Here is a 25,689-nt window from a genome sequence, read left to right as displayed (position 1 = left end):
TGGAGCCCGGGGTTACTGCGGCCCGGCTAGGAAAGTGTAACAAGGGCGAGCCCGAGTCATTCCCACTCGCGGCCCCGTTGACAAGCCCCGGGCGTGTCAGAACCGCCGCGTAGGCTCGCTGCATGGCCTGGCGCTCCGCTCTCCGCATCGACCCCGCGGCATCCGTCGAGCGGAGGGAGTCCTTCGTCGACACGTTCCGCGCGATCGACCCGTTCGCTCCCGCTCTTCCCATCGGCGAGCTCAGCGCCCAACGTGGTGACGGCGTCTTCGAGTCGCTCGGCGTCGTCGACGCCCACCCGCAAGAGGTCGAGCCTCATCTCGAGCGCCTCGCCCACTCGGCCCAGCTGTGCGATCTGCCCGCGCCGAATCTCGCGCAATGGAGACAGGCGATCGTGACGGTGGCCCGTGAGGCGGGCCGGGGCGAGAACGTGATGAAGCTCCTGCTCAGCCGGGGTGTCGAGGGGACCGACGCACCGACCGCCTGGATCACCCTCGCCGACGCGCCCGACAACACGGCGGCGCGCATCGACGGCGTCCGCGTCGCGACCCTCGACCGCGGCTACGCCCTCGACGTGCCCGCCCGCGCGCCGTGGCTGCTGCTCGGGGCCAAGACCCTGTCGTACGCGACGAACATGGCCGCCATCCGCGAGGCGAAACGCCGCGGGGCCGACGATGCGGTCTTCGTCAGCAGCGACGGCTTCGTGCTCGAGGCACCCACGGCATCCGTCGTCCTGCGCGTCGGTCAGCGCTTCGTGACACCCGCGCCGAGCGTCGGCATCCTGCACGGCACCACGCAGGTGAGTCTGTTCGCGCACCTCGAACGGCGGGGTTTCGCCACGGACTACGCCACGGTCTCGGTCGCCGAGCTCGCGGACGCGGAGGCCGCGTGGCTGCTGTCGAGCGTGCGTCTCGCAGCCCCGGTCTCCGCGGTGGACGGGCGGGCTCTCCCGATCGACCGGGCCTTCAGCGACGAGCTCAACGCCTACCTGTTGAGTCCCCGGGACTGATCCGCCGCGCCCGCCGCCCGGGGCAGGGCGTCGTCGTCAGGTGACGCCGGTGCTCGGCATCCGGAAATGACGAAAGCCCCGCCGGAGCAGGGCTTTCGCGTGGGGTCGGGTGCTTACCCGAAGCGGCCCGAGACGTAGTCCTCGGTCGCCTGCACCGACGGCGTGGTGAAGATCGTGGACGTGTCGTTGTACTCGATGAGCTTGCCGGGCTTGCCGGTGCCGGCGATGTTGAAGAACGCCGTCTTGTCGCTCACGCGCGATGCCTGCTGCATGTTGTGCGTGACGATGACGACGGTGTACTCGCTCTTCAATTCGCCGATGAGCTCCTCGATCGCGTAGGTCGAGATGGGGTCGAGTGCCGAGCAGGGCTCGTCCATCAGGATGACGTCGGGGGACACGGCGATCGCGCGTGCGATGCACAGACGTTGCTGCTGGCCACCCGACAGGCCCGAGCCGGGCTTGTCGAGGCGGTCCTTGACCTCGTTCCACAGGTTCGCGCCCTTGAGCGACTTCTCGACCAGCGCGTCGGCGTCGGACTTGGCGATGCGGCGGTTGTTCAGCTTCACCCCGGCCAGCACGTTCTCGCGGATCGACATCGTCGGGAACGGGTTCGGGCGCTGGAACACCATGCCCACCTGACGACGCACCAGTACGGGGTCGACGCCCGAGCCGTACAGGTCGTCGCCGTCGAGCAGCACGGAACCCTCGACGCGAGCGCCGGGGATGACCTCGTGCATGCGGTTGAGGGTGCGCAGGAAGGTCGACTTGCCGCAACCCGACGGGCCGATGAAGGCGGTGACGGTGCGGGGCTCGATGTCGAGGGACACGCCCTCGACAGCGAGGAAGTCGCCGTAGTAGACGTTCAGGTCGTTTACTTCGATGCTTTTGGACACGATTCCTCGGGTGATTTCTGGTCGGGTCGACGTGCCGCGGTCAGCGGCCGAGCTTGGGGGAGAAGAACTTCGCCACGGCGCGCGCGACGAGGTTCAGCACCATGACGATGACGATGAGCACCAGGGCCGCGCCCCAGGCGCGGTCGATGAAGGCCGACGCGGGGATGCCCTGGTTCATGTACTGGGAGTAGGCGAACACCGGCAGCGTCATCATGCGGCCGTTGAAAAGGTCGTAGTTCACCGAGGTGGCCACACCCGCGGTCAGCAGCAAAGGTGCGGTCTCGCCGATGACGCGCGAGATCGAGAGCATCACACCGGTGGTGATACCCGCCACGGCCGTCGGCAGGACGACCTTGCTGATCGTGAGCCACTTGGGCACGCCGAGCGCGTACGACGCCTCGCGCAACTCATTGGGGACGAGCCGCAGCATCTCTTCGGTCGAGCGCACGACGACAGGGATCATCAGCACCGCCAGAGCGATCGCGCCCATGATGCCCATGCGGATTCCGGGGCCGAGGAAGAGGGCGAAGAGCGCGTAGGCGAACAGGCCCGCGACGATGGACGGGATGCCCGTCATGACGTCGACGAGGAAGGTGATCGCGTGCGCGAGACGCTTGCCGGCGCCGTACTCGATCAGGTAGATGGCGGTGAAGATGCCGATCGGGATCGAGATCACGGCTGCGGCCAGCGTGATCAGCACCGTGCCGATGATGGCGTGCAGGGCACCGCCGCCCTCGCCGACGACGTTGCGCATCGACGAGTTGAAGAACTCGGCGCTGATGCCGCTCACGCCGTTGGTGACGACCGTGACTCCCACCGAGACCAGCGGGACCATGGCGATCCCGAAGGCGATGACCACGACGCCCGTCACCAGACGGTCGACGCCCTTGCGTCGCCCCTCGATGATCGTGGAGATGGTGGTGATCAGGACCAGGTACAGGATGGCGGCGACGACCGCCCATCCCGCGATGTTGAACGGGCCGCCGGCGGCGAGGGAGACGATGCCCAGGAGCAGGGCCGAGAGGCCCGCGCTGCCGGCGAGGGTGACCCACGGAGCCCACGAGGGGAGGCGACCGCTGGTGAGGTTGTTGGTCGAACGCGTGGGTGTCGCGGTCGCCGGGGTGCGCGGCGCAGTGGACGTGGCGGTCATGTCAGTTCGCTCCCGAGAATTCCTTGCGGCGGCTGACGATGTAGCGCGCCAGCGCATTGACCGCGAAGGTGACGATGAAGAGCACGAGACCCGTTGCGATGAGCACGTTGACGTTGAAGCCGTAGGCCTCGGGGAACGTCAGGGCGATGTTGGCGGGGATGGTGCTGGGGTTCTCGGACGTGAACAGCTGGAGAGTGACGACTCCGGATGCCGAGAGGACGAGCGCGACGGCCATCGTCTCGCCGAGCGCGCGGCCGAGGCCGAGCATCGACGCCGAAACGATGCCGCTGCGACCGAACGGGAAGACGGCCATGCGGATCATCTCCCAGCGCGTCGCGCCGAGGGCGAGGGCCGCCTCCTCATGGAGGACGGGCGTCTGCAGGAAGATCTCGCGGCAGATGGCGGTGATGATCGGGGTGATCATCACGGCGAGGACGACAGCGGCGGTCAGGATCGTTCGGCCGGTGGCCGAGACCGTTCCGGAGAACAACGGGAACCAGCCCGCGTTGGTGTTGAGCCAGGCGTAGACCGGCTGGATGGCCGGCGCGAGCACCAGGATGCCCCACAGGCCGAAGACGACGGAGGGCACGGCGGCCAGGAGGTCGACGACGTATCCGAGGCCCTGTGCCAAGCGGCGGGGCGCGTAGTGCGAGATGAAGAGCGCCACGCCCACCGAAAGGGGCACGGCCATGATGAGCGCGAGGATGGACGCCCAGATCGTGCCGAAGGCGAGGGGGCCCACGTACGACCAGAAGTCGCTGCTGAGGATCGACGCGTTCTCGCTGGTGGCGGTGAATCCAGGGATCGACTGGGCGACGAGGAAGATCGTCACCGCGGCGAGTGTGACGAGGATCATGGAGCCGGCGAAGAGGGCGGTACCCGAGAAGACGCGGTCTCCCGGGCGTTGCTTCGGCTTCTGTGGCGCCGGAGCCGTGGTGGTGGTCATGTCGTCCTGTCTCGGGTCTAGAACGGGCGAGAACCCGGCCCGGAGCCTTCGTGTGCTCCGGGCCGGGTCTCAGGGGTATTACTGGGTGACGATCAGGTCGATCGCCGAGTTGACGCGCTCGCGGAGCGAGTCGCTGATGGGGGCGCTACCTGCGGCGTCGGCGGCGGCGGTCTGACCCTCTTCGCTCGCGACGTACTCGAGGAAGGACTTCACGATCGAGGCCGTGTTGTTGTCGCTGTACTGCTCGCACGCGATCATGTAGCTGATCAGGACGATGGGGTAGACACCGGCCTCCTGCGAGGTGCGCTCGAGCTCGATGGCGAGGTCGCCGTCGGCGCGGCCCTCGACGAACGGCGACTCGTCGACGATCGCGGCAGCGGCCTCGGGCGAGTACGAGACGAAGTCGTCGCCGACCTTGATGGCGACGGTCGACAGACCTTCCTGCGCGGCGCGCGAGGCGTCGGCGTAACCGATGGTGCCGTTGGCGCCCGACACGGCCGAGACGACGCCCGAGGTGCCGTTGGCGGCCTCACCGGAGGTGAGCGGCCACTCGCCGTCGGCCTCCGACGTCCAGACGCTGGGGGCGGCCTGGTAAAGGTAGTCGGTGAAGTTCTGGGTGGTGCCCGAGTCGTCCTGACGGTGGACCGGGGTGACGGCCAGGTCGGGGAGCGTGACGCCCGGGTTCAGGGCGGCGATGGCCGGGTCGTTCCAGTTGGTGATGGTGCCCGCGAACAGACCCGCGACGGTGGCGGCGTCGAGGTTGAGCGAGTCGACGCCCTCGAGGTTGAAGATGACCGCGATCGGGGAGATGTACGTCGGGAGCTCGACGATGCCCGAGCCGTCGGCGCAGGCGCCGAAGCCGCCCGCCGCGACCTCTTCGTCGTTGAATGCGCGGTCCGAACCGATGAACGGGAAGGCGCCCGCCTGGAAGGACTCGCGACCGGCGCCCGAGCCGGAGGGGTCGTAGGTGATGGTGACGCCCGAGTTGGCCGTCTGGAAGCCGGCGGTCCACGCCTGGACGGCGACCTCCTGCGACGACGCACCACCGCTGGCGACCTCGCCCGAGAGGTTCGAGCCGGTGTCGCTGCTGCTGCCGCCGGTGCTGCCGCCGCCTTCGTTCGCGGCGCAGCCGGCGAGGGCGAGAGCTGCGACGGCGGTGAGCGCGCCGAGCTGGGCGAAGCGAGTGATCTTCACGATGAAAGTCCTTCGGGATATCGGGAGCTGTGAGGTGAGCCCCGCTGGGGACTCGCCGGGAACGCTAAACAGCGATCCTTAAGAGAGTGCGCCCCTCGGGTGAACGGGCGGTGAACCAGCCCCGCCATTCCGGGGTGTTTCCCTCGGCGCTGTACTGTTCACCTCCGTGACGATCCCCGCCTCCGCCGCCCAGGCTTCCCTCGATCGCATCGGTGCCGCGCCCGCCGCGCGCACCCTCATCGACCTCCTCGCCGACGTCGCCGCTCGGCATCCGGAGGCCTCCGCCATCGACGACGGTTCGGGCGCCCTGAGCTATCGCGAGCTCCTGGCGCGCGTGTGGCGGACTGCGGCGGCCCTGCACGAGGCGGGGGTCCGCCGCGGCGACCGGGTCGGCGTGCGTATGCCCTCCGGATCGAAGGAGCTGTACGTCTCGATCCTCGCGGTGATGGCGGCCGGGGCCGCCTACGTCCCGGTGGATGCCGACGATCCCGACGACCGTGCCCGCCTCGTGTTCGGCGAGGCGGGCGTTCGCGGCATCGTCGCGGGGGAGGGGGAGTTCGTCGCGCAGGATGCCGACCTCGTGCGGCTGTACGACGGCGACGCGCCCCACCCGAGTACCAACGCGGTGCCCATCGTCGCCCCGCCCACCGTCGACGACGACGCATGGATCATCTTCACCTCCGGCTCCACCGGCGTTCCCAAGGGCGTCGCGGTCTCGCACCGTTCGGCCGCGGCGTTCGTGGAGGCCGAGGCCCGCATCTTCTTGCAGCAGGAGCCCCTCGGCCCCGGCGACCGCGTGCTTGCGGGTCTGTCGGTGGCGTTCGACGCCTCGTGCGAGGAGATGTGGCTGGCGTGGGGGCACGGGGCGTGCCTCGTGCCGGCGCCCCGGTCGCTCGTGCGCTCCGGTGAGGATCTCGCGCCCTGGCTGCTGCGCCAGGGCATCACGGTGGTGTCGACCGTTCCGACGTTGGCGGCGATGTGGCCGGCGGACTCCATCGAGAACGTGCGGCTGCTGATCTTCGGCGGCGAGGCGTGCCCGCCCGAACTCGCCGCGCGGCTCGTCGCCGACGGGCGCGAGGTGTGGAACACGTACGGCCCCACCGAAGCGACGGTCGTCGCCTGCGCCGCCCCGCTCGATGGTTCCCTGCCCGTGCGCATCGGCCTGCCGCTCGACGGATGGGCGCTCGCCGTGGTGGATGCCGAGGGCCTCCCGGTCGCCGAGGGCCAGGTGGGCGAGCTGATCATCGGCGGCGTCGGCCTCGCGCGGTACCTCGACCCGGCGAAGGACGCCGAGAAGTACGCGCCCATGCCGACCCTCGGCTGGGACCGCGCCTACCGCTCCGGTGACCTCGTGCGCTTCGAGCCCGAGGGACTCGTCTTCCAGGGGCGCGCCGACGACCAGGTCAAGGTCGGCGGGCGCCGCATCGAGCTCGGCGAGGTCGAGTCGGCGTTGCAGGATCTCTCGGGGGTCAGCGCAGCCACCGTCGCCGTCCGCTCGACCGAGGCCGGCGTGCCGGTGCTCGTGGGCTACCTCGTCATGGACGAGGGCGTGGAGCTCGACCGGGGGGCCGCCCGTGCGGCGCTCGCCGAGCGGCTCCCCGCGGCGACGATCCCCCTCCTCGGCGTCGTCGACGCCCTGCCCGTCCGCACGTCGGGCAAGGTCGATCGCGCCGCGCTGCCGTGGCCCCTGCCGGGTGTGGATGCCCCCGCCGCCACCGACTTCACCGCCGACGAGAGCTGGCTCGCCGAGCAGTGGCAGGCGGTGCTGGGTCTTCCCGTGACCGAGCGCAAGACGGACTTCTTCGACCTCGGCGGCGGCTCGCTCGCCGCAGCGCAACTCGTCTCGCGCATCCGTACGCGGGTGCCGGAGTTCTCGGTGGCAGACATCTACGACGTACCGCGTCTGGGCGCCATGGCCAAGGCGCTGGGGCCGCAGCTCGCCGACGAGGCGCCTGCGGAGTTCCACCGTGCCGCGCCCACACCCCGCACGACGCAGTGGGCGCAGACGCTCCTCGGCGCGCCCCTGTTCATCCTCTCCGGGGTGCGCTGGCTGCTCTACCTGCTGACAGCCTCCGCGATCCTGGAGCTCGTCCCGGGCTTGGACGTGCTGCCCAGCGTGCCCTGGCCCGTGCTCGTGGGCGGTCTGCTGGTGTTCGCGACCCCGTTCGGGCGCATGGCGATCGCCGTGGCATCCGCTCGTCTTCTGCTGGCGGACGTTCGTCCGGGCGACTATCCCCGCGGGGGGTGGGTGCACATCCGGCTCTGGCTGGCCGAGCAGATCGCCGATCAGGTGGACGCCGTGGGCCTGGCCGGAGCCCCCTGGGTGTCGTACTACGCCCGGGCACTGGGCGCACGGATCGGCCGCAACGTCGACCTGCACGCCCTGCCGCCCGTCACGGGCATGCTCGAGGTCGGCGACGGTGCGTCCATCGAGCCGGAGGTCGATCTGACGGGGTACTGGATCGACGGTGACCTCGTGCGCATCGGCGAGGTGCGGATCGGGGCGGATGCCACGGTGGGCGCGCGTTCGACCCTCGCCCCCGGCACCCGTATCGGCCGTCGCGCCGAGATCGCGCCCGGTTCGGCGGTGTTCGGTCGAGTCAAGGCCGATCAGTCGTGGGCGGGCTCGCCCGCCGTGCGCGTGGGCGGCACCGCGAAGGGATGGCCGACCGAGCGTCCGCCGGCGCCGACGCGCTGGTTGTGGGCCTACGCCGCGTCCGCGGTCGCGCTCGCCCTGCTGCCGCTGGCGGCATTCACCGTGGGTGGACTCGTCGTGGCCCAGGGTATGCGCGGCGCCGACTCGCTCGCCGAGGCGGCGGGTCGGGCTTTCATCTGGCTCGTTCCGGGCGTCGCCCTCACGGGCCTGGTCTTCGCGGCATCCGTCGTCCTGCTCGTCCGCCTGCTCTCGATCGGTCTGTCCGAGGGCACGCATCCGGTACGCAGCCGGGTCGCGTGGCAGGCGTGGAGCATCGAACGACTGCTGGATGCCGCCCGCACGATCCTCTTCCCCCTCTACTCGTCGTTGTGCACCCCCGTGTGGCTCCGGATGCTGGGCGCGCGCGTCGGCCGCGACGTCGAGGCATCCACCGTCCTGCTCATCCCCTCGATGGCGCGCATCGAGGACGGTGCGTTCCTCGCCGACGACACCATGGTCGCCTCCTACGAACTGCGCGCCGGATGGTTGCGGATCGGACAGGTGCGCATCGGCAAGCGCGCGTTCCTCGGTAATTCCGGCATGGCCGCCCCCGGCCACCGCGTTCCGCGCGACGGGCTCGTCGCCGTGCTGTCGGCCGCTCCGCTGAAAGCCAAGGCGGGGTCGTCGTGGCTCGGTTCGCCGGCGGTGCGGCTGCGTCGGTTGTCGGCCGGTGTCGACGATTCCCGCACGTACAACCCCGGACCGGGTCTGCGCCTGGCTCGTACCCTGTGGGAACTCTGCCGCTTCGTGCCGGTCGTGGTGACCTGCGGCATCGGTCTGGGTGTGCTGTTCACCCTCGCGGCGTTGTGGGAGACCGCGGGACCGGTGTGGACGCTCCTGCTGTCGGGCGTCGTCCTGCTGGCCGCCGGAGCGGTCGCCGCCGGGGTGTCGACCGCCGCGAAGTGGGCGATCGTCGGCGTCATCCGCGCGGGGGAGCAGCCGCTGTGGTCGAGCTTCGTGTGGCGCACCGAGGTGTCGGACACGTTCACCGAGATGGTCGCGGCGCCCTGGTTCGCCCGCGCGGCGTCGGGGACGCCGGCGCTCGCCGTGTGGCTGCGGACCCTCGGCGCGAAGATCGGACGGGGCGTGTGGTGCGACAGCTACTGGCTGCCCGAACCCGACCTGGTCACGTTGGGCGATGCGTCAACCGTCAACCGCGGATGCGTCGTTCAGACGCATCTGTTCCATGATCGAATCATGAGCATGGACACCGTCGAGCTGGAACCCGGGGCGACCCTGGGCCCGCACAGCGTGGTGCTGCCGGCATCCACGCTGGGGGCGCACGCCACCGTGGGCCCCGCCTCCCTCGTCATGCGCGGCGAGACCGTTCCGGTCGGTTCGCGCTGGAGTGGCAACCCCATCGGACCCTGGCGCGCGGTGAAGGTTCGCGCCTACCAGTCGACGACGTGAGCACGACCGACCCCTACGCCCCGCAGAGCGGTGACGCGTCGTACGACGTGAGGTCCTACGACCTCGCGCTCGGCTATCGCGTGCGTACCAACCGCCTCGAGGGGACGGCGACCATCGTGGCCGTCGCGCGAGAGCCGCTGACCTCGTTCGCGCTCGACCTCGTGGGGCTGCGCACGTCGCGCGTCCGCGTCGACGGGGCGGCGGCCCGATTCGCCGCCGGTCCGCGCGTGGTGCGCGTGACGCCCCCGCGACCGCTCGCCGCGGGCGACGTGTTCGAGGTGGAGGTGGCGTACGCGGGCGCTCCGGCCCCGCGACGCTCGCGCTGGGGAGCGGTGGGGTGGGAGGAGTTGACCGACGGCGCGCTCGTGGCGGGCCAGCCGATCGGTGCGCCGACCTGGTTCCCGTGCAACGACCGTCCCGACGATCGAGCGCGCATGCGCATGGAGATCACCGTCGACGACGGCTACACGGTGGCGGCGACGGGGGTCGCGGGTCCCACGACCCGGCGCGGCGGACGCGTGACAGCGACGTTCACCTCCGACGTGCCCACCGCGACGTACCTCGCAGCCGTCCACGTCGGCCGCTACCGCACCCGACCGCTCGTCGGTGGGGGAGTGGATGCCGTGCCGTCGATCAGCGTCACCGCGCCCCCGTCGCTGAGCGCGGCGGTCGATCGTGCGTTCGCAGCGGTGCCCGAGATGCTGCGCGTGTTCGACCGGCTCTTCGGGCCCTATCCGCAGGACACCTGCTCGCTGGTCGTCACGGCCGACGAGCTCGAGATCCCGCTCGAGGCGCAGGGGCTCGCCGTCTTCGGCATGAACCATCTCGTACCGGCGGCTCAGCGTCTGGTGGCGCACGAGCTGGCACACCAGTGGTTCGGGAACAGCGTCGGCATCGCGCGCTGGCGCGACATCTGGCTCAACGAGGGCTTCGCCTGTTACGCCGAGTGGCTGTGGTCGGATGCCTCGGGCGGCACCCCCGTCGAGACCTGTGTCGCCGAGCACTACGCGCGCCTCGCCGCCAAGCCCCGCGATCTGCTCCTGGCCGACCCCGGTCCCGACGACATGTTCGACGACCGCGTCTACAAGCGCGGAGCACTGACACTGCACGCTCTTCGTCGGACTCTGGGCGACCAGGCGTTCTTCGACCTGGTGCGCTCGTGGACGTCGGAGCACCGGCACGGGTTGGTCACGACCGACGACTTCCGCGTCGCCGTCGAGAGAGCGGGCGGACCGGATGCCGCCGCGGTGCTGTCGCGCTGGATCGATTCCGAAGCTCTGCCGTCGCGACCCTGACTCGCGCGGGATTCCGGGCGGGTCACCCGTTCCAGCCACGAACCCGGTGCACGACGAAGGACTTCGGGTACGGGCCGACGGCGGCATCGACCTCGAAGATGTCGATCATGAGCGCCAGCGGGTAGTCGGGGGCCTGGGCGATGCGTCGGACGACGACGCCCTCGCACCCGATGATCGTCTCGCCGTCGCCCCAAACGGCCGTCCACGTGTGCGGCCGGCCCGCGTCGAAGGGAAGCGAGACCTCGGCCATGTCGGTCGCCAATCGAGGGTCGTGATGCGCCTTGATTCCGCTGCGGGCGCGGGTTTCGGTGTCGGTGACGGCGTCGGCGTCGATCTCGAAGAGGCAGATCTCGCCCGCATCGCGTGGTGAGAGGTGCTCCGTCCCGACGAGCCACGCGGCGACCATGCATCCGCTGTCCCGGGTGGCAGACAGTGTGACGTCGACGCGACCCCGGGTGGGGATGAACAGAAGCGAAGTGGGCACCTCCGTGCGTACCGTCAGGTCGTCGCGGTGGCGGTGCATGCCGCGATGCGATCCCTTCTCTCCCGCGAACAGCCCCGTCTGCAGGTTGGACACTCGCAGGGGAGCGTCCTCGGGACGCCAGTCGCGCTGATCTTGGTCAATCCGGAGCCGGACGCCGTCGGCCTCGGCATTCCACCGGGCCGCTGCCCGCTCGGCATCGGTCCAGTGCGGCAGGTACGAGCTGATCCAGCGGGAGGGATCGGGGAACCCTTCTGCGAAGTCGTCGTCGAGGTCGGCCGTACGCGACGGGAGAGCGGGGAGGGCTTCGTCCGGGAGGAGCATGCACCATTCATAATGCCTCCGCGCCTCCGCGCCTCCGCGCCTCCGCGCCTCCGCGCCTCCGCGCCTCCGCGCCTCCGCGCCTCCGCGCCTTCGCGCCTCCGCGCCTTCGCGCCTTCGCGCCTCCGCGCCTTCGCGCCTTCGCGCCTTCGCGCCTTCGCGCCTCCGCGCCTTCGCGCCGGATGCGGGGATGTCGGGTCGCCGGCGTGTCAGCGCGCCGGATGCCGGACGCCGGACGCCGGACGCCGGACGCCGGACGCCGGGACAACCCTTCACCCAGCTGCGCGGGAATGGCGGCGAGCCGCGGCGTCCCTCGGGCGCGGGCGTGTCGTTCGTGCGCCTAGGCAGAAGCGGATGTCGGGTGTCAGAAGGGTGCGGGGCCCTGTTCTGGGTCGGGTGGGGGTGGGTTGTCGGGGAGGAAGCGGACGGCGGGGGAGTAGGGGAGGGGTTCGTCGGTGTAGGTGCGGCCGGTGGGGCTGGTCCATTCGAGGACTCCCCCGGGGAGTTGTTTCACGGTCCAGTGGGTGAGGTGTTTTTGGGTGTGGTGGCGTTGGCAGAGGTGGGCGAGGTTGGTGATGGTGGTTTCGCCGCCGAGGGCGTGGTCGTGGGTGTGGTCGACTTCGCTGCGGGTGGCGGGGACGGTGCAGCCGGGGAAGCGGCAGTGTCGGTCGCGGGCGCGGAGGTGGCGGTCGATGGCGGTGGTGCGGTGGTAGGTGTCGGTGTGCAGCACGGCCCCGGTGAGGGGGTGGGTGATGACGCGGTCCCAGGGGAGGGGGGTGGTGTCGGCGAGGGTTTTGGCGGTGTCGGCGTCGAGGGGGCCGTGGCCGACGAGTTCGGCGGGGTCGAGGTTCTCGCGGTCGGGGGTGAGCATGGTCAGGGCGGGGACGATGACCTGGATGCGGGCGCGGATGGTGCCGAGGGTGCCGGGGCCGTCGTCGGTGCGGGTGGGGTCGGCTTCGGGTGCGGCGGTGAGCAGCAGGTCGGTGAGGATGTCGGCGCGTAGCTGTGCGGTGGTGCGCTCATCCGTCGCTACGACGGTGGCGGTGCTTTCTCCGCGGGTCGTGGTGTCGGTTGGTGCCGCCGGTCTTCCGGCACTGTGGCGTGCGGTGTCCTGTGTGTCGGGAAGCGCGAACGTTCCCCCGGTGCGGGCGTCGATGATCGCCCGGCTCTGTTGGGTGAGGCGGTCGTAGATGCTGACGGCGAGGACGGTGGGGAGGGTGGCGATGAGGTCGGACATGCCGTCTTCGCCGGTGACGATGCGCACGCTGCGGGTGTCGCGGCCGCGGTGGTGGCGTTCGGTGATCGTGGTGGGGTGGAGGCGTTCGGCGAGTATCGCCAGGCGGGAGCGCAACCGGCCGGGACTGAGGCTCTCGGCGGTGGTCACGGCGAGCAGGTCGAACTCCCCGCGGGCGTCGACGGGGAGCGGGGCCCCGATGTCGAGGATCGCGTGCACGTGGGCGCGGGTGATCGCCCCCGCCTCCCATGCGGCGAGGGTGTGCGGGTAGTCGTCGACGAGGATCATCGCCCGCCCGATCTGGGTCTGCATCGTGCGGTCGGAGAGGTGCTCGGCGGCGGCGAGTTCGGATGCGACCTCCCGTAACGCCAGCTCCGCGGCGCGGGCGGTGGCGCGCTGGTCGGCCATCACGTCGAGGGCGAGGTGCCCGGCTTCCGCCAGCGCGCGGGTGCGGGCGACCTCGGCGGCGGCGAGGGCAGCGCCCGTGCGGAGAACGTCGTCAAGCACCGCGGTGAGGGGTCGCGATGAGCGGGGTGGGTCTGGTGGGGGAGGGTCTGGCGGGGGTGCGGAGACGGTGTCGGAGTGCATGTGTGCATGCTAGCGACGACCTCCGACATTGGACCGGGTCGTGAGGGATGGGCGGGGACAGATGGGTAATCCGCGGCGGTGGGGAGGAGGGGTCGGACGCAAGGGTCAGCGTGGCCGCGGTAAGCCGGTGGCGTTGACGGGCTCAGCCACCTCGGGTGCCGCGGGCGGGTGCCGCGGGCCGGTGTCCTCGCCGGGCTCAGCACCTCGCCGGGCTCAGCACCTCGTCGGGCCGCGGGCCGGTGTGTCGGCCCTATAGCCTCGACAACGTCATCGGGGGACGACGACCGCCGCCACGACACCCTCGGGGCCGTCGAGGTCCCACCCACGCCATTCGGCCGTCGAGTCCCGGTCGCCCGGGTGCTCGACGATCCATGCCCGCCACCCGTCCGCGCCCTCTTCGACGACGACCTGTGCCGGGTCGACGGTCAGACCCCGTCCGTCGGCCTTGAGCACGGCTTCCGCACGCGCCCAGGCCTGTGCATCCGCTTCACCGGGCAGCACACGTTCGAGTCCCGCGGCGTCCGCCGGAACCGCATCGACGCCGATGCGCCCGTATTCTCGTGTCACGGCGATGACGGTCCACCCGGGGACGTACGACACCGACACCGTGGCATCCACGCACTCCACCCGTACCCGACCGTGGTCCCCACCGCACCGCGGGCATCGCGAGACGAACCTCGCGCCCGGGAGGAACTCCGCGAGGAGCGCCCGCGACGTGTCCCTCCGCGACGACCCCGGGAGAACCGCCCGCCACGCGATGCGGATGCCCGGCGGGAGGGTCACGCCCGCGGTTCGTGTGTCTCGATCGCCACGATGCCCGCGCCCGGGTGCTCCACCGGCACGTGGGCGACCGAGAACGCGCCCGGCTCGAGGGCGGACGCGCTGCCGAGATAGGAGCCGCCCATCGTGCCGGTCGCGAGGGCGAGTTCGTGCAGAAGGGCGGGCAGGACGGGCCCGTGGCTGGTCAGGACCACGGGTTTGCGCGCGCGCACCCGCTGCCCGATGACGGCTCGGGCGTCGGCCCGGCCCTGCTCCCACGCATCCTGACTGATGTCGGCGCACAGCTGCACCCGCTGACCGATCGCCTGCGCGATCGGGGTGGCGGTGCGCACGCAGCGCTCAGCAGGGCTCGACACCACCCGACGCACCCCGAAGGCCAACAGCGGTCCGACGATGGCCTCGGCCTGCTTACGGCCGCGCGCGTTGAGCGGGCGGTCCGCGTCATCACCGTCCCACTCGTCGCGCGAGCGCGCCTTGCCGTGGCGCAGCACCACGACCGGGAACGTGGGGAGGGCCTGCTCGTCGACGATGCGGGCGAACTCGTCGAGGATCTCGATGTCGACGGGGTAGCTGAGGTGCTTACGCGCCTTCTTCATGCTCACCCACTCGATCGCCGCGACCTCCTTGTTGGGGACGAACGACGACGTCCGCACGGCCGCATCGGTGGCCTCGGCCGCCCAGTAGTGCACGATTTTCGTGCGCGAGTTCGGCATCCGATACCGCGAGACGCCCACGGGGACCCCGAGTGCGACACGGATGCCGGTCTCTTCGCGGATCTCGCGGACCGCCGTCTCGGCGAGCGTCTCGCCGGGGTCGACCTTTCCCTTGGGCAGGGTGAGGTCGCGGTACTTGGTGCGGTGGATGAGCAGGATGCGGAGTTTGCCCTCGACCCGGCGCCACACGACGCCGCCGGCGGCATAGACGGCGGTCTCCGTCATCGGGCCGTCCGGGCGCGGCGCTTGCGCTGGACGCGCGACATCGTGTGCTCCTGCAGGTCGATGAGGGCCGTGCCGTCGGCGGCGACGCTGTGACGCGTCCACTCGCCCTCCGGCCCGAGGTGCCACGAGCTCGTCCCGTCGTCCATCGCGAGGTCGAACAACGAGGTGAGCTCGCGCAACTGGTTCTCGTCGACGACGCGCACGAGCGCCTCGACGCGGCGGTCGAGGTTTCGGTGCATCATGTCGGCGCTGCCGATGAAGATCTGCGGATCGCCATCGTTCGCGAACGAGAAGATACGCGAGTGCTCAAGGTAGCGGCCGAGGATGGAGCGCACGATGATGTTCTCGCTCATGCCCGGGACTCCCGGCCTGATCGAGCAGATGCCGCGCACCCACACCTCGACGGGGACCCCCGCCTGGCTGGCGCGGTACAGCGCGTCGATGATCTCCTCGTCGACCATCGAGTTCACCTTGATGCGCACGCCGGACGGCTTGCCCTCCAGCGCGTTGCGGCGCTCCTTGTCGATGTGTCGCAGCAGGCCCTTGCGCAGGTGCAGGGGTGCGACGAGCAGGCGCTTGAATTTCTTCTCGATCGCGTAGCCGCTGAGCTCGTTGAACAGGCGGGTCAGGTCGCGACCCACCTGATCGTCGACGGTGAAGAGGCCGAAGTCTTCATAGATGCGGCTCGTCTTGGGGTTGTAGTTGCCGGTGCCGACGTGGCTGTAGTGGCGCAGTCGCCCCTCTTCTTCACGGATGACGAGGGCGAGCTTGCAGTGCGTCTTGAGGCCCACGAGGCCGTAGACGACGTGGACGCCGGCCTTCTCGAGCTTGCGGGCCCAGACGATGTTGTTCGCCTCGTCGAAGCGCGCTTTGACCTCTACGAGCGCCAGCACCTGCTTGCCCGCCTCGGCAGCGTCGATGAGGGCCTGCACGATGGGGCTGTCGCCCGAGGTGCGATAGAGGGTCTGCTTGATGGCGAGCACGTGCGGGTCGCGGGCGGCCTGCTCGAGGAAGGCCTGCACGCTCGTCGCGAACGACTCGTACGGGTGGTGCACGAGCACGTCGCTCTTGCGGATCGCACGGAAGAGGTCGGCGCGGCCGTTCTGCTCCGGCGGCTGGAACGCCAGAGCGGTCTTGGGTACGTGAGGCGGGTATCGCAGGTCGGGGCGGTCGATGCGCGAGAGATCGAACAGCCCGCGCAGGTCGAGGGCGCCGGGAAGCCGGTAGACCTCCTGCTCGGTGATGTCGAGCTCGCTCAGCAGCAGCGATCGGGTGACGTCATCCATGTCCTCGGTGATCTCGAGGCGGATCGGCGGGCCGAAACGGCGGCGCAGGAGCTCGGCTTCGAGGGCCTGGATGAGGTTCTCGGTCTCGTCCTCCTCGATCGTCATGTCTTCGTTGCGGGTGAGGCGGAACGCGTGGTGGTCGAGAACCTCCATGCCGGGGAAGAGGTCTCCCAGGTGGTTGGAGATGAGCTCCTCGAGCGGGAGGTAGCGCACGCCCGGGCCGTCTCCCGGCACCTCGACGAAGCGCGGAAGCATGGGCGGCACCTTCAGGCGCGCGAACTCCTGACGACCGGTGCGGGCGTTGCGGATGCGGATGGCGAGGTTGAGCGAGAGCCCGGAGATGTAGGGGAACGGGTGCGCCGGGTCGACGGCGAGCGGCATGAGCACCGGGAAGACGTTGCGCTGGAAATACTCGGTCAATCGAGCCGCGGTGTCCTCGTCGAGGGAGTCCCACGACACGACCTTGATGCCGGCCTCGGCCAGCGCGGGGCGGACCTTCTCGGTCCAGGCGGCCGCGTGGCGCTCCTGCAGGCGGTGCGCCTCGGCCGAGATGTCGGCGAGCACGTCGAGTGGTGCTCGGCCCACGTTCGTGGGTACGGCGAGTCCCGTGACGATGCGGCGCTTCAGCCCTGCGACGCGCACCATGAAGAATTCGTCGAGGTTGCTGGCGAAGATGGCGAGGAAGTTCGCCCGCTCCAGCACGGGGACGGCCGGGTCTTCGGCCAGCTCGAGGACGCGCTGGTTGAACGCCAACCAGCTCACCTCGCGGTCGAGGTACCGGTGATCGGGCAACTGGTCGTCCTCGGCCTCGACGGCCTCATCGAAGTCGTCGTCGTCGGCGTCGCCGAGCCCCGTATCCAGCACGTCGTGTTCCATCATCCCCACATCATTGCAGTGGTCGGTGACACGGGAGTGAACGGGCGGTTCGCGTCGGGTCAGACGGGGGCGGATGCCGCGACGGGGGCGTCGTCCTCGTACACGTTGAAGCGGTAGCCGACGTTGCGCACGGTGCCGATGAGCTGCTCGAGGTCACCGAGCTTGGCGCGCAGGCGCCGCACGTGCACGTCGACCGTGCGGGTGCCGCCGAAGTAGTCGTACCCCCACACCTCGCTCAGCAGCTGTTCGCGTGTGAAGACCCGAGAGGGGTGCGTGGCGAAGAAGTGCAGGAGTTGGAACTCCTTGTAGGTGAGGTCGAGGGGTTTGCCGTGCACCTTCGCCGAGTACGACGACTCGTCGATGGTGATGCCCGAGGTCTGAATGCGCGTCGACACCTGATCGGCCGTCTGGCGACCCATGGCCAGTCGGATGCGGGCGTCGATCTCGGCGGGACCCGCCCCGACGAGCACGACGTCGTCGATGCCCCAGTCGGTGGAGACCGCGGTGAGGCCTCCCTCGGTGATGATGAGCACCAGTGGAGCCTCGATGCCGGTGGTCGACATGATCTTGCACAGCGACTTGGCGCCGACGAGGTCGAAGCGGGCGTCGACGAAGATGACGTCGGCGCTGGGGGCGTTCACCAGCTGCGCTGCCTCGGCCGGGATCTGCCGCACGCGGTGGCTCAGCAATTCGAGCGCGGGCAGGGCAGCGCCGCCGCCCGGGGCGGAGCTGAGTACCAGAAGCTGTGCCAAGAGGACCTCCCGTGCGGCGTGTCGCGCACCCGATCATCTTAGGGCGACGAGGCCGCGGCCTCATCACCGGCGCTGCGCGTGCGCGCGACGGGGGTCCTGAGTGATGATGGGGTCATGTCGACTCCCGACCTTGCCCCGCGCCGCACCTACGCCGGTGTCGTGGCGGTATGGGTGCTGGCGGCGATCGCCGGCGTCCTCATCGGGATCTTCGCCCCCGAGCAGTGGCGTGCGCAGTGGATCGCGGTCGCCCTCGGCGGGTGCGTGATCGTCTCGTTCGCCGTGCAGCTCTGGTACGGCCGGTCGCAGGCGTTCATCCAGCGGATGGCGCTGAGCTCGCTGGGTGCGCTCGTCGTGCTCGGGGTGATCACGATCGGTTTCGGTCTGGCATCCCTGGTCTCGGGCTAGAGTTGAGGCATGGACCTCCTCGCGCTCGAACTGTTCTTCGTGGGACTTCTGGGCCTCGCCTCGCTGGCGATCGCCTTCGTGTCCGGAACGGTCATCTGGAACCTCTATCGCGGCCAGCGCTGAGCGCCGTGATCGAGATCCCGACCGATCTTCCGGCTGACCTCGTTCCCCTGTCGTGGCTCGTCGGCGTCTGGGAAGGCACCGGAGTCATCGACTACGAGGCGGACGGCCGTGCCTTCTCCGGTGAATTCGCGCACCGCGTGAGCTTCAGTCACGACGGGGGAGCCTTCCTCAACTACTCCGCCGACGCCTGGCTGCTCGACGGCGAAGAGCGGCGTCCCCTCGTGTCCGAGGTCGGTTACTGGCGTCTGGCGCGACCCGTCGGCGATGCCGATGCCGGTCCCGGGCTCCTTCCCGCGACGGCCGTGCCCGTCATCCGCACGGCCGACGACGTCGAGGCTCTGCGCAACGCCGACGGCGGCTTCGACATCGAAGTGAGCCTGGCGCACGCCGACGGCATCCTGGAGCTCTACGTCGGTCAGGTCAAGGGTCCCCGCATCGATCTGGCGACGGATGCCGTGGTTCGCACCGCCGGAGCGAAGCCCTATGTCGCCGCGACGCGACTGTACGGACTGGTCGACAACCACCTGCTGTGGGCGTGGGACATCGCCGCCCTGGGCCGCGAACTCGGTTCGCACGCCTCGGCGCGTCTCGCGCGGGCGGACTGATCGTGGTCTCCCTCACCGACGTCCCCGGCGCCGTGATCGACGACCGCGGGCTGCGTCACGTCGGTTCGCCCGTGGCCGAACAGCGACGGCTGTCGTCCGGATCGGCGCTCGCGCCCCTCGGTGACCGGCGCGTGATCTCCGTCGGTGGCGAAGACCGCCGCAGCTGGCTCGACTCGCTGTCGTCGCAGGCTCTGACGCATCTGGCGCCCGGGGTGTCCACCGAGCTGCTGATCCTTGACCCCCAGGGGCGGGTGGAGCATGCGGCCGCGGTGGTCGACGACGGCGAGACGACATGGCTGCTCGTCGACGCGTCCGACGCCGAAGCCCTCGCGACCTGGCTCACCCGCATGCGCTTCCGTCTGCGGGTCGAGGTGCAGGACCGCTCCGACGACCTCGTCGTCGTGGGCGGCACCCGCGCGGCCCTCGAGGCCCTGCGCACGGTGGCCCCCGTCTGGGTCGATCCCTGGCCCGCGGTCTCACCCGGCGGTTGGGCCTACGCCCGCGTCGAACCGCACCCCGGTGCCGAGCGCGACTGGGCCGAGGCGATCGTGGACGCCGAGGAGTTCGGTCGCGTGCTCGACGGCGCCGTCCGCGGCGAGATCGCCTTCGCGGGTCTCGACGCCGTCGAGGCGCTGCGTGTCGCCGCCTGGCGTCCGCGCGTCGGTGTCGACGCCGACGAACGCCTGCTGCCGCACGAGATGGACTGGCTGCGCACGGCGGTGCACCTGTCGAAGGGCTGCTACCGCGGCCAGGAGACGGTGGCCAAAGTCCACAACCTCGGACACCCGCCTCGTCGCGTCGTGGCCCTGCAGCTCGACGGAAGCGACAATGTCCTCCCCGCCCGTGGCGACGCCGTGCGCGCAGGTGACACCGTGATCGGCGCCATCACGTCGGTCGCCGTGCACCACGAGGAGGGGCCGATTGCCCTCGCTCTCGTCAAGCGCACCGCACCCGAGGGAGTGCCACTCGTCGTCGATACCGCCGACGGTCCGCTCGCCGCCGCGGCCGAGACGGTCGTACCCGCCGACGCGGGGGCCACCGCGTCCATTCCGCGGATGCCCCGCCTCGGACGCCGCCGCGCGGCGGAATGATCGCCGACGACCCCTCGACGACCGTCGGGGTCGTCGTACCCCGCTCGCGCCTGCGCTCCACGCTCCGGCGGCGCGTCGCGCGGGTGCGCGAGTCGCTTCCCGCGATCTCGCAGATCGTCGTCGCAGCGACTGCGGCGTACGCGTTCGCCCACTTCGTGCTCGGGCATCCGGTCCCGCTCCTGGCGGCGACCGTGACGGTGTCGAGTCTCGGTCTCGTGCGAGACGCGCGTCCGTGGCGCGTCGCGGAAACCGTCATGGGCATGCTGGTGGGCATCCTCATCGCCGAGATCGTGCTGGTGACCGCGGGCAGCGGCTGGTGGCAGATCGCCGTGGCGATGACGACGACGCTATTGATCGCCCGCTTCCTCTCACCTCAACCGGGTTTCGCCCTGGCGGCCGTGGTGCAGTCGTTGATCGCCCTGGTCGTCGTCACGGGAGCGCCCTTCCTGCGTCTCGCCGACGGCGCGATCGGCGGGGTCGCGGCGCTCATCGTCACGGCGCTGATCCCGCGGACGCTGAGGCGCACCGAACTGCGCGACGCCGACGAGCTGTTCGACGCGCTCGAGATCGCGATGGCGACCATCGTGCGGGCGCTGCGCCGGGGCGATCGCGTCCGGGCCGAGCGGGGCCTCGAGCGTGCCCGGTCGCTGCAGACCTACGTCGACGCGTGGAGCGGGTCGCTGGAGTCGGGACGCGAGGTCGCGCGTATCTCGCCGTTCCTCCGACGCCAGCGCACGGAGCTGCAGCGCCATGAGCGGGTGAGGCAGTCGCTGGACCTGGCCACGCGCAACCTGCGGGTCGTGGCCCGGCGCGCTGCCTACCTGTGCGCGGACGGTGAGACGCGACCGATACCGGCCGACCTGCTGGCCGAGCTCGCCCGGGGCGCGTCGCTGGTGCGCGACAGCCTCGACGACATCTCGCTCGAACCGGCAGCGCGCTCGGCGGTGGTCGCCGTCATTCGTCGCCTCGATCCGGCGGCGCTGCTGCCCGACGGCGGAGTGGGCGAACTCAACCTCGTCGCCGCGATGCGACCGCTGGCCGTCGATCTGCTGACCGCGGCCGGAATGCCGTCCGCCGAGGCGCGGGCGCTGCTCCCGCGCATCTGAGACGGCGCCCCGGATCGATTCTTCCCGTATCGAGGTATCTGCGCCCTGGTCGCCCCGATCACCGCGGCGCAACGGCCTCCCAGGCGACGCCGACCTCTCCCAGCCGCCAGCGCTCGCGACGCACGAGCGGCCAGCCGGCATCCTGCATCCCCTTCATCGCGGTGCGCCAGCGATGCACGGCGCCGAATGGCGCGACCGCCGCCGCGCGCGTCCATTCCCGGTCGAGGGATGCCATGAACGCGTGCACCCGTTCGCCCTCGACGTTGCGATGGATCAGGGCTTTGGGCAGGCGCTCGGCCGCGATGGCGGGGGTGTCGAGCTCGGCGAGCCTGAGCGAGACCGTCAAACTCCGGGGTACCGCGTCGGCCCCGACCTCGGCCCACGTGACGACCCGGCCGATCTCGTCGCACGTTCCCTCGACCAGGATGCCGCCCGGTTGGAGGCGCGCGCACATGCGCGCCCACGCGCCGACGACGTCGGCCTCGTCGTACTGACGCAGGACGTTCATCGCGCGGATGATCGCCGGGCGTCGGCCCGGGGCGGTGGGCACCTCGAACCCTCCGCGGGCGAAGGTGACCCCGGCGACCCCCGCGGCCTGTTCCCGTGCGCGTGCCACGCGGTCGGCGTCGATCTCGAGCCCCAGCACCGTGGCATCCGGTCGCTCGCGGATCAGGCGGGCGTGCAACTCGAGGGGCGTGACCGCGCTCGCCCCGAACCCGAGATCGACCACGAGCGGGTCGTCACTTCGGCGCAACGCCGGATGCCGGGCGATCCAGCGGTCGACCCGGCGCAGGCGGTTGACCCCGGTCGTGCCGCGGGTGGGACGGCCGACGGGGGAGGAGGTCACGTCCGACATGATGCCAGCCGCAGCTCCTGGTCGACGCCCGCGCGTCGATAGCATGGAGTCATGCCTCACACGCTGATCCTCCTCCGCCACGGGCAGAGCGAGTGGAACAAGACCAACCAGTTCACCGGCTGGGTCGACGTGCGACTCACCGACCAGGGCAAGGCCGAGGCGAAGCGCGGCGGTGAACTGCTCGCCGAGTCGGGCGTGCTGCCCGATGTGCTGCACACCTCCGTGCTCAGCCGTGCCATCCAGACGGCGAACATCGCCCTCGATGCGGCCGACCGTCTCTGGATCCCCGTCAAGCGCTCGTGGCGCCTCAACGAGCGTCACTACGGCGCTCTGCAGGGCAAGGACAAGGCGCAGACCCTCGAAGAGTTCGGGAACGACCAGTTCATGCTGTGGCGCCGCTCGTTCGACGTGCCGCCGCCGGCCCTGCCTGCCGACGACCAGTACAGCCAGGTCGGCGACCCCCGCTACGACGGCATCGACGGCGAGGTGCCCGACACCGAGTCACTGAAGATCGTCATCGACCGCATGCTGCCCTACTGGCACAGCGACATCGTGCCCGATCTGAAGGCCGGCAAGACGGTGCTCGTCACCGCGCACGGCAACTCGCTGCGCGGTCTCGTGAAGCACCTCGAGGGCATCAGCGACGCCGATATCGCCGAGTTGAACATCCCTACGGGCATCCCGCTCGTCTACCGTCTGAACGACGACCTCACGCCGGTCGGACCGGGCGAGTACCTCGACCCCGAGGCCGCCGCGGCCGGCGCCGCGGCCGTGGCCGCGCAGGGCAACAAGCACTGACACCGCACGACGAAGGGGGTGGATGCCGATCGGCATCCACCCCCTTTCCGTTCGTGCTCAGATGGCCGGGCTGGGTTCGTAGGAGATGTCTTCGTCGGCACCGGCCCAGTCCCCGGTCGCCAGGTAGGTGACCTTCTTGGCGACCGACACCGCGTGATCGGCGAAACGCTCGTGATAGCGGCTCGCCAGGGTCGCATCGACCGTCGCGGTCGCCTCGCCCTTCCACGAGTCGCCGAGCACCTTCTCGAAGACGCTCAGGTGCAGTTCGTCGATGTCGTCGTCGGCGTCGCGAATGGCCTCGGCGACGCGCAGATCCTGCGTGCGCAACAGCTCGGCGAGCTTGCGCGCGACCTCGACGTCGAGCTCGCCCATGCGGGTGAACGTCGACTTGAGACCCTTGGGGATCGCGCGCTCCGGGAAGCGCGAGCGGGCGAGCTGGGCGATGTGCTCGGCCATGTCGCCCATGCGCTCGAGCGACGCGCTCACGCGCAGGGCGGTGACGACGATGCGCAGGTCGCGGGCGACCGGCTGCTGGCGGGCCAGGATCTCGATGGCCAGCTCGTCGAGCGCGACGGCCTTCTCGTCGATGATCGCGTCGGCTTCGATGACTTCTTCGGCGAGGGCGACGTCACTCGTGCCGAACGCGCGCGTGGCGCGGTCGATCGCGATGGTCACGAGGTCGGCGATCTCGACCAGGCGGTTCTGAACGTCCTCGAGGGACTGGTGGAATACTTCGCGCATGGCGGGTACCTTCCTCGTCGGCGGCACGGCACATAGGTGTCCCGCAACCCTCCGGGATTCTGTCCAGCGAAGGTTAACGAGTGGTGCTGTGACAGTGAATAGTAGCGTCCGCGTGAGTGCGCGCGGGGGTGAACGGCGGGTGAAGCCGCATCGTCACGTTTACGCTGGGGGCATGCAACAACCGCAGCTCGCGCTGCTCTCGCTCTTCGCAGGTCTGTTGATCGGAGCCGCGGTGGTCGGCCTGGTCGTCGCAGCTCTGCGGGCCCGCGATCGTTCTCTGGCCCAGACCTCCGTCGAGGTGCCGGAGGGCGTGGACGCCATGCTCGAGGCGATGGACGACCCTGCGTTCGTGTGCGACACGTCGTCGACCGTCCTGGCGCTCTCGCCCGCCGCTGAGGTGTTCGGCGTTCACACGGGGGAGGTCGTCGCCAGCGACGAGCTGAAGCGGGTGGCACGGGTCGCCCGCGACACAGGCGCCTCCGTCGCCGAGAACCTGCGCCTGCGACGCGGCGCCGCCCCCGCGGAGGCCCGGCTCGTCGCCGTGCGGGCGACGCCGATCTCGAACCGGCTCACCCTCGTCGTGCTGCGCGACATCACCGAGCGCGAGCGGGTGGAGGAGATGCGGCGCGATTTCGTGGCCAACACCTCTCACGAACTTAAAACGCCGGTCGGCGCCGTCAGCCTGCTCGCCGAGGCCATCGAGTCGGCGGCCGACGACCCCGACCAGGTGCGCCACTTCGCCGCGCGCATGCAGGCCGAGGTGGCGCGGCTGAGCGCCCTGGTCAATCGCATCCTGAGCCTGTCGCGTCTGCAGGCGTCCGAAGAGTTGCGCGATGTGCGCGATGTGTCGATCGATGAGGTCGTCACCGCCGCCGTCGAGTCGCACACGGTGCAGGCCGACTCGGCGCAGGTGGTCGTCGTGCGCGGCGGCACGAAGGGTCTGTGGGTGCGCGGCGAGCCCCAGATCCTCACGGAGGCCGTGGGCAACCTCATCGCCAACGCCATCGCCTATTCGCCGCAGGGTTCGAAAGTCGGAGTCGGCATCAAGCTCGACGTCGACGTCGTCGAGATCGCCGTCACCGACCGCGGCATCGGCATTCCGGAGAGCGACCAGCACCGGGTGTTCGAGCGGTTCTACCGCGCCGACCAGGCGCGCTCGCGCCGCACGGGCGGCACCGGGCTCGGTCTCTCGATCGTCAAGCACGCCGTTCAGCGCCACGGCGGCGAGGTGCGGCTGTGGTCGCGGCCCGACCGCGGCTCGACCTTCACCATCCGCCTCCCGCTGTCGGAGACCCCGGATCTCGACATCGTCCGTCCGAAGCAGCGTCGCAAGGGCCGTAAGGCGTCTGCCGCGGCTTCCGCTCCCGTGAAAGAGGAAACCGTATGACTCGCGTTCTGATCGTCGAGGACGAGCCCGATCTCGCCGACCCGCTGGCCTACCTGCTGCGCCGTGAAGGCTACGAGGTCGAGATCGCGGAAGACGGCGCCCTCGCGCTGGCCGCTTTCCGCGAGCGCGGTGCCGACATTCTGCTGCTGGATCTCATGCTCCCCGGGATGCCGGGCACCGAGGTCTGTCGGCAGCTGAGGCTGACGTCGCAGGTGCCCATCATCATGCTGACGGCCAAGGACTCCGAGGTCGACATCGTCGTGGGGCTCGAACTCGGCGCCGACGACTACGTCACCAAGCCGTATTCGACGAGGGAGCTGTTGGCGCGCATGCGCGCGGTACTCCGACGACGCACACCCGACGACGCCGACCTCGACGATCGCGTCCTGGCGGGCGGGCGCGTGGTGCTCGACATCGACCGCCACACCGTCGCGGTCGACGGCGGCGAGATCAACATGCCGCTGAAGGAGTTCGAGCTGCTCGAGGTGCTGATGCGCAACGCGGGACGGGTCCTGACGCGCGGTCAGCTCATCGACCGTGTGTGGGGGACCGATTACTTCGGCGACACCAAGACGCTCGACGTGCACATCAAGCGGATCCGTTCGCGCATCGAGCAGAACCCGAGCGAGCCCAGCATGCTGGTCACCGTCCGCGGCCTGGGGTATCGCTTCGAGGCGTGAGCGAGAGAACGACGAAGGCGCCGACGCGATGCGTCGGCGCCTTCGTCGTCG

Annotated in this window: 22 protein-coding genes; 10 read left to right on the top strand and 12 right to left on the bottom strand. The window is 70.4% G+C overall.

From position 1 onward, the window contains the following. Positions 1 to 122 precede the first annotated feature (122 nt). Positions 123 to 1,007 carry an aminodeoxychorismate lyase gene (locus tag ACXKZF_RS11630; RefSeq protein ID WP_488984291.1) on the top strand — a complete coding sequence of 295 codons (885 nt, stop codon included), beginning with the start codon at positions 123 to 125 and terminating at the stop codon, positions 1,005 to 1,007. Positions 1,008 to 1,120: 113 nt separating this feature from the next. Here the strand turns inward: ACXKZF_RS11630 and pstB are convergent, their stop codons facing one another. From pstB to pstS, 4 genes are all read right to left on the bottom strand, one after another. After that, a complete protein-coding gene (gene pstB, locus ACXKZF_RS11625) occupies positions 1,121 to 1,900 on the bottom strand; it encodes a phosphate ABC transporter ATP-binding protein PstB (RefSeq protein WP_055956505.1) in 780 nt (259 codons plus the stop codon). A 40-nt stretch (positions 1,901 to 1,940) separates the two neighbouring features. Then, positions 1,941 to 3,050: a phosphate ABC transporter permease PstA gene (pstA, locus tag ACXKZF_RS11620; RefSeq protein ID WP_055956506.1), complete on the bottom strand. Its 1,110-nt coding sequence runs from the start codon at positions 3,048 to 3,050 to the stop codon at positions 1,941 to 1,943. Position 3,051: 1 nt separating this feature from the next. After that, positions 3,052 to 3,996, bottom strand: coding sequence for a phosphate ABC transporter permease subunit PstC (gene pstC / locus ACXKZF_RS11615; protein ID WP_055956509.1), 945 nt, complete (start codon positions 3,994 to 3,996; stop codon positions 3,052 to 3,054). A gap of 78 nt (positions 3,997 to 4,074) precedes the next feature. Next, complete coding sequence (pstS, locus tag ACXKZF_RS11610; protein ID WP_055956512.1) at positions 4,075 to 5,190, bottom strand: phosphate ABC transporter substrate-binding protein PstS; 1,116 nt, start codon at positions 5,188 to 5,190, stop codon at positions 4,075 to 4,077. A gap of 166 nt (positions 5,191 to 5,356) precedes the next feature. Here pstS and ACXKZF_RS11605 point away from each other — a divergent pair, with 166 nt between their 5' ends. Both ACXKZF_RS11605 and ACXKZF_RS11600 read left to right on the top strand, forming a co-directional pair. Further along, positions 5,357 to 9,295, top strand: coding sequence for a Pls/PosA family non-ribosomal peptide synthetase (locus ACXKZF_RS11605; RefSeq protein WP_488984290.1), 3,939 nt, complete (start codon positions 5,357 to 5,359; stop codon positions 9,293 to 9,295). Further along, complete coding sequence (locus tag ACXKZF_RS11600) at positions 9,292 to 10,590, top strand: M1 family metallopeptidase (RefSeq protein WP_488984289.1); 1,299 nt, start codon at positions 9,292 to 9,294, stop codon at positions 10,588 to 10,590. The genes ACXKZF_RS11605 and ACXKZF_RS11600 overlap by 4 nt, the downstream gene beginning before the upstream one ends. A gap of 22 nt (positions 10,591 to 10,612) precedes the next feature. On the opposite strand, the gene ACXKZF_RS11595 is transcribed toward ACXKZF_RS11600, so the two are convergent. From ACXKZF_RS11595 to ACXKZF_RS11570, 6 genes are all read right to left on the bottom strand, one after another. Then, positions 10,613 to 11,395: a hypothetical protein gene (locus ACXKZF_RS11595; RefSeq protein WP_488984288.1), complete on the bottom strand. Its 783-nt coding sequence runs from the start codon at positions 11,393 to 11,395 to the stop codon at positions 10,613 to 10,615. 361 nt (positions 11,396 to 11,756) lie between these two features. Further along, positions 11,757 to 13,133 carry an HNH endonuclease signature motif containing protein gene (locus tag ACXKZF_RS11590; RefSeq protein ID WP_488984287.1) on the bottom strand — a complete coding sequence of 459 codons (1,377 nt, stop codon included), beginning with the start codon at positions 13,131 to 13,133 and terminating at the stop codon, positions 11,757 to 11,759. 348 nt (positions 13,134 to 13,481) lie between these two features. Continuing rightward, positions 13,482 to 13,832, bottom strand: coding sequence for a 4'-phosphopantetheinyl transferase family protein (locus ACXKZF_RS11585; RefSeq protein ID WP_488984286.1), 351 nt, complete (start codon positions 13,830 to 13,832; stop codon positions 13,482 to 13,484). Between the two features lie 161 nt (positions 13,833 to 13,993). Continuing rightward, complete coding sequence (locus tag ACXKZF_RS11580; protein WP_055956522.1) at positions 13,994 to 14,932, bottom strand: NUDIX hydrolase; 939 nt, start codon at positions 14,930 to 14,932, stop codon at positions 13,994 to 13,996. Then, the gene (locus ACXKZF_RS11575) at positions 14,929 to 17,097 is read right to left on the bottom strand and encodes an RNA degradosome polyphosphate kinase (RefSeq protein ID WP_488984285.1); all 2,169 of its coding nucleotides are present in this window, start codon (positions 17,095 to 17,097) and stop codon (positions 14,929 to 14,931) included. The genes ACXKZF_RS11580 and ACXKZF_RS11575 overlap by 4 nt, the downstream gene beginning before the upstream one ends. A 56-nt stretch (positions 17,098 to 17,153) precedes the next feature. Beyond that, positions 17,154 to 17,846 carry a response regulator transcription factor gene (locus tag ACXKZF_RS11570; RefSeq protein ID WP_055956528.1) on the bottom strand — a complete coding sequence of 231 codons (693 nt, stop codon included), beginning with the start codon at positions 17,844 to 17,846 and terminating at the stop codon, positions 17,154 to 17,156. A 114-nt stretch (positions 17,847 to 17,960) separates the two neighbouring features. Between ACXKZF_RS11570 and ACXKZF_RS11565 the strand changes: the two genes are divergently transcribed. From ACXKZF_RS11565 to ACXKZF_RS11550, 4 genes are all read left to right on the top strand, one after another. Further along, positions 17,961 to 18,251 (top strand): hypothetical protein, encoded by a 291-nt coding sequence (locus ACXKZF_RS11565; protein WP_055956532.1) that lies wholly within the window; start codon positions 17,961 to 17,963, stop codon positions 18,249 to 18,251. Positions 18,252 to 18,379: 128 nt separating this feature from the next. After that, a complete protein-coding gene (locus tag ACXKZF_RS11560; RefSeq protein ID WP_488984284.1) occupies positions 18,380 to 18,979 on the top strand; it encodes a heme-binding beta-barrel domain-containing protein in 600 nt (199 codons plus the stop codon). A gap of 2 nt (positions 18,980 to 18,981) precedes the next feature. Further along, positions 18,982 to 20,070, top strand: a complete 1,089-nt coding sequence (gene ygfZ / locus ACXKZF_RS11555; protein WP_488984283.1) for a CAF17-like 4Fe-4S cluster assembly/insertion protein YgfZ — start codon at positions 18,982 to 18,984, stop codon at positions 20,068 to 20,070. Beyond that, positions 20,067 to 21,176, top strand: coding sequence for an FUSC family protein (locus ACXKZF_RS11550; RefSeq protein WP_162240814.1), 1,110 nt, complete (start codon positions 20,067 to 20,069; stop codon positions 21,174 to 21,176). The genes ygfZ and ACXKZF_RS11550 overlap by 4 nt, the downstream gene beginning before the upstream one ends. Before the next feature lie 58 nt (positions 21,177 to 21,234). Here ACXKZF_RS11550 and ACXKZF_RS11545 read toward each other — a convergent pair whose 3' ends face one another. Continuing rightward, complete coding sequence (locus tag ACXKZF_RS11545) at positions 21,235 to 22,032, bottom strand: class I SAM-dependent methyltransferase (RefSeq protein WP_488984282.1); 798 nt, start codon at positions 22,030 to 22,032, stop codon at positions 21,235 to 21,237. A gap of 51 nt (positions 22,033 to 22,083) precedes the next feature. Between ACXKZF_RS11545 and ACXKZF_RS11540 the strand changes: the two genes are divergently transcribed. Continuing rightward, on the top strand, positions 22,084 to 22,830 hold the full coding sequence (locus ACXKZF_RS11540) for a phosphoglyceromutase (RefSeq protein ID WP_243222519.1): 747 nt from the start codon (positions 22,084 to 22,086) through the stop codon (positions 22,828 to 22,830). Between the two features lie 57 nt (positions 22,831 to 22,887). Here the strand turns inward: ACXKZF_RS11540 and phoU are convergent, their stop codons facing one another. Further along, positions 22,888 to 23,571 (bottom strand): phosphate signaling complex protein PhoU, encoded by a 684-nt coding sequence (gene phoU, locus ACXKZF_RS11535; protein ID WP_055956545.1) that lies wholly within the window; start codon positions 23,569 to 23,571, stop codon positions 22,888 to 22,890. A 172-nt stretch (positions 23,572 to 23,743) separates the two neighbouring features. Here phoU and ACXKZF_RS11530 point away from each other — a divergent pair, with 172 nt between their 5' ends. Together ACXKZF_RS11530 and ACXKZF_RS11525 are read left to right on the top strand one after the other, a co-directional pair. Continuing rightward, positions 23,744 to 24,958 carry a sensor histidine kinase gene (locus tag ACXKZF_RS11530; protein WP_055956548.1) on the top strand — a complete coding sequence of 405 codons (1,215 nt, stop codon included), beginning with the start codon at positions 23,744 to 23,746 and terminating at the stop codon, positions 24,956 to 24,958. Then, a complete protein-coding gene (locus ACXKZF_RS11525; protein ID WP_243222517.1) occupies positions 24,955 to 25,638 on the top strand; it encodes a response regulator transcription factor in 684 nt (227 codons plus the stop codon). Before ACXKZF_RS11530 ends, ACXKZF_RS11525 begins: the two co-directional genes overlap by 4 nt. Positions 25,639 to 25,689 lie beyond the last annotated feature (51 nt).

The sequence above is a fragment of the Microbacterium sp. ABR10 genome (assembly GCF_057812175.1).
Note: the sequence above shows the minus strand (reverse complement) of the source record. Positions and strands in the feature narration are given on the sequence as shown.

Bases quoted from the DNA above. Each gene is read 5' to 3' on its own strand.
- ACXKZF_RS11630 (WP_488984291.1), top strand. From the start codon at position 123: ATGGCCTGGCGCTCCGCTCTCCGCATCGACCCCGCGGCATCCGTCGAG.
- pstA (WP_055956506.1), bottom strand. From the start codon at position 3,050: ATGACCGCCACGTCCACTGCGCCGCGCACCCCGGCGACCGCGACACCC.
- pstC (WP_055956509.1), bottom strand. From the start codon at position 3,996: ATGACCACCACCACGGCTCCGGCGCCACAGAAGCCGAAGCAACGCCCG.
- ACXKZF_RS11595 (WP_488984288.1), bottom strand. From the start codon at position 11,395: ATGCTCCTCCCGGACGAAGCCCTCCCCGCTCTCCCGTCGCGTACGGCC.
- ACXKZF_RS11580 (WP_055956522.1), bottom strand. From the start codon at position 14,932: ATGACGGAGACCGCCGTCTATGCCGCCGGCGGCGTCGTGTGGCGCCGG.
- ACXKZF_RS11575 (WP_488984285.1), bottom strand. From the start codon at position 17,097: ATGATGGAACACGACGTGCTGGATACGGGGCTCGGCGACGCCGACGAC.
- ACXKZF_RS11565 (WP_055956532.1), top strand. From the start codon at position 17,961: ATGTCGACTCCCGACCTTGCCCCGCGCCGCACCTACGCCGGTGTCGTG.
- ACXKZF_RS11550 (WP_162240814.1), top strand. From the start codon at position 20,067: ATGATCGCCGACGACCCCTCGACGACCGTCGGGGTCGTCGTACCCCGC.
- ACXKZF_RS11545 (WP_488984282.1), bottom strand. From the start codon at position 22,032: ATGTCGGACGTGACCTCCTCCCCCGTCGGCCGTCCCACCCGCGGCACG.
- ACXKZF_RS11540 (WP_243222519.1), top strand. From the start codon at position 22,084: ATGCCTCACACGCTGATCCTCCTCCGCCACGGGCAGAGCGAGTGGAAC.
- phoU (WP_055956545.1), bottom strand. From the start codon at position 23,571: ATGCGCGAAGTATTCCACCAGTCCCTCGAGGACGTTCAGAACCGCCTG.
- ACXKZF_RS11530 (WP_055956548.1), top strand. From the start codon at position 23,744: ATGCAACAACCGCAGCTCGCGCTGCTCTCGCTCTTCGCAGGTCTGTTG.
- ACXKZF_RS11525 (WP_243222517.1), top strand. From the start codon at position 24,955: ATGACTCGCGTTCTGATCGTCGAGGACGAGCCCGATCTCGCCGACCCG.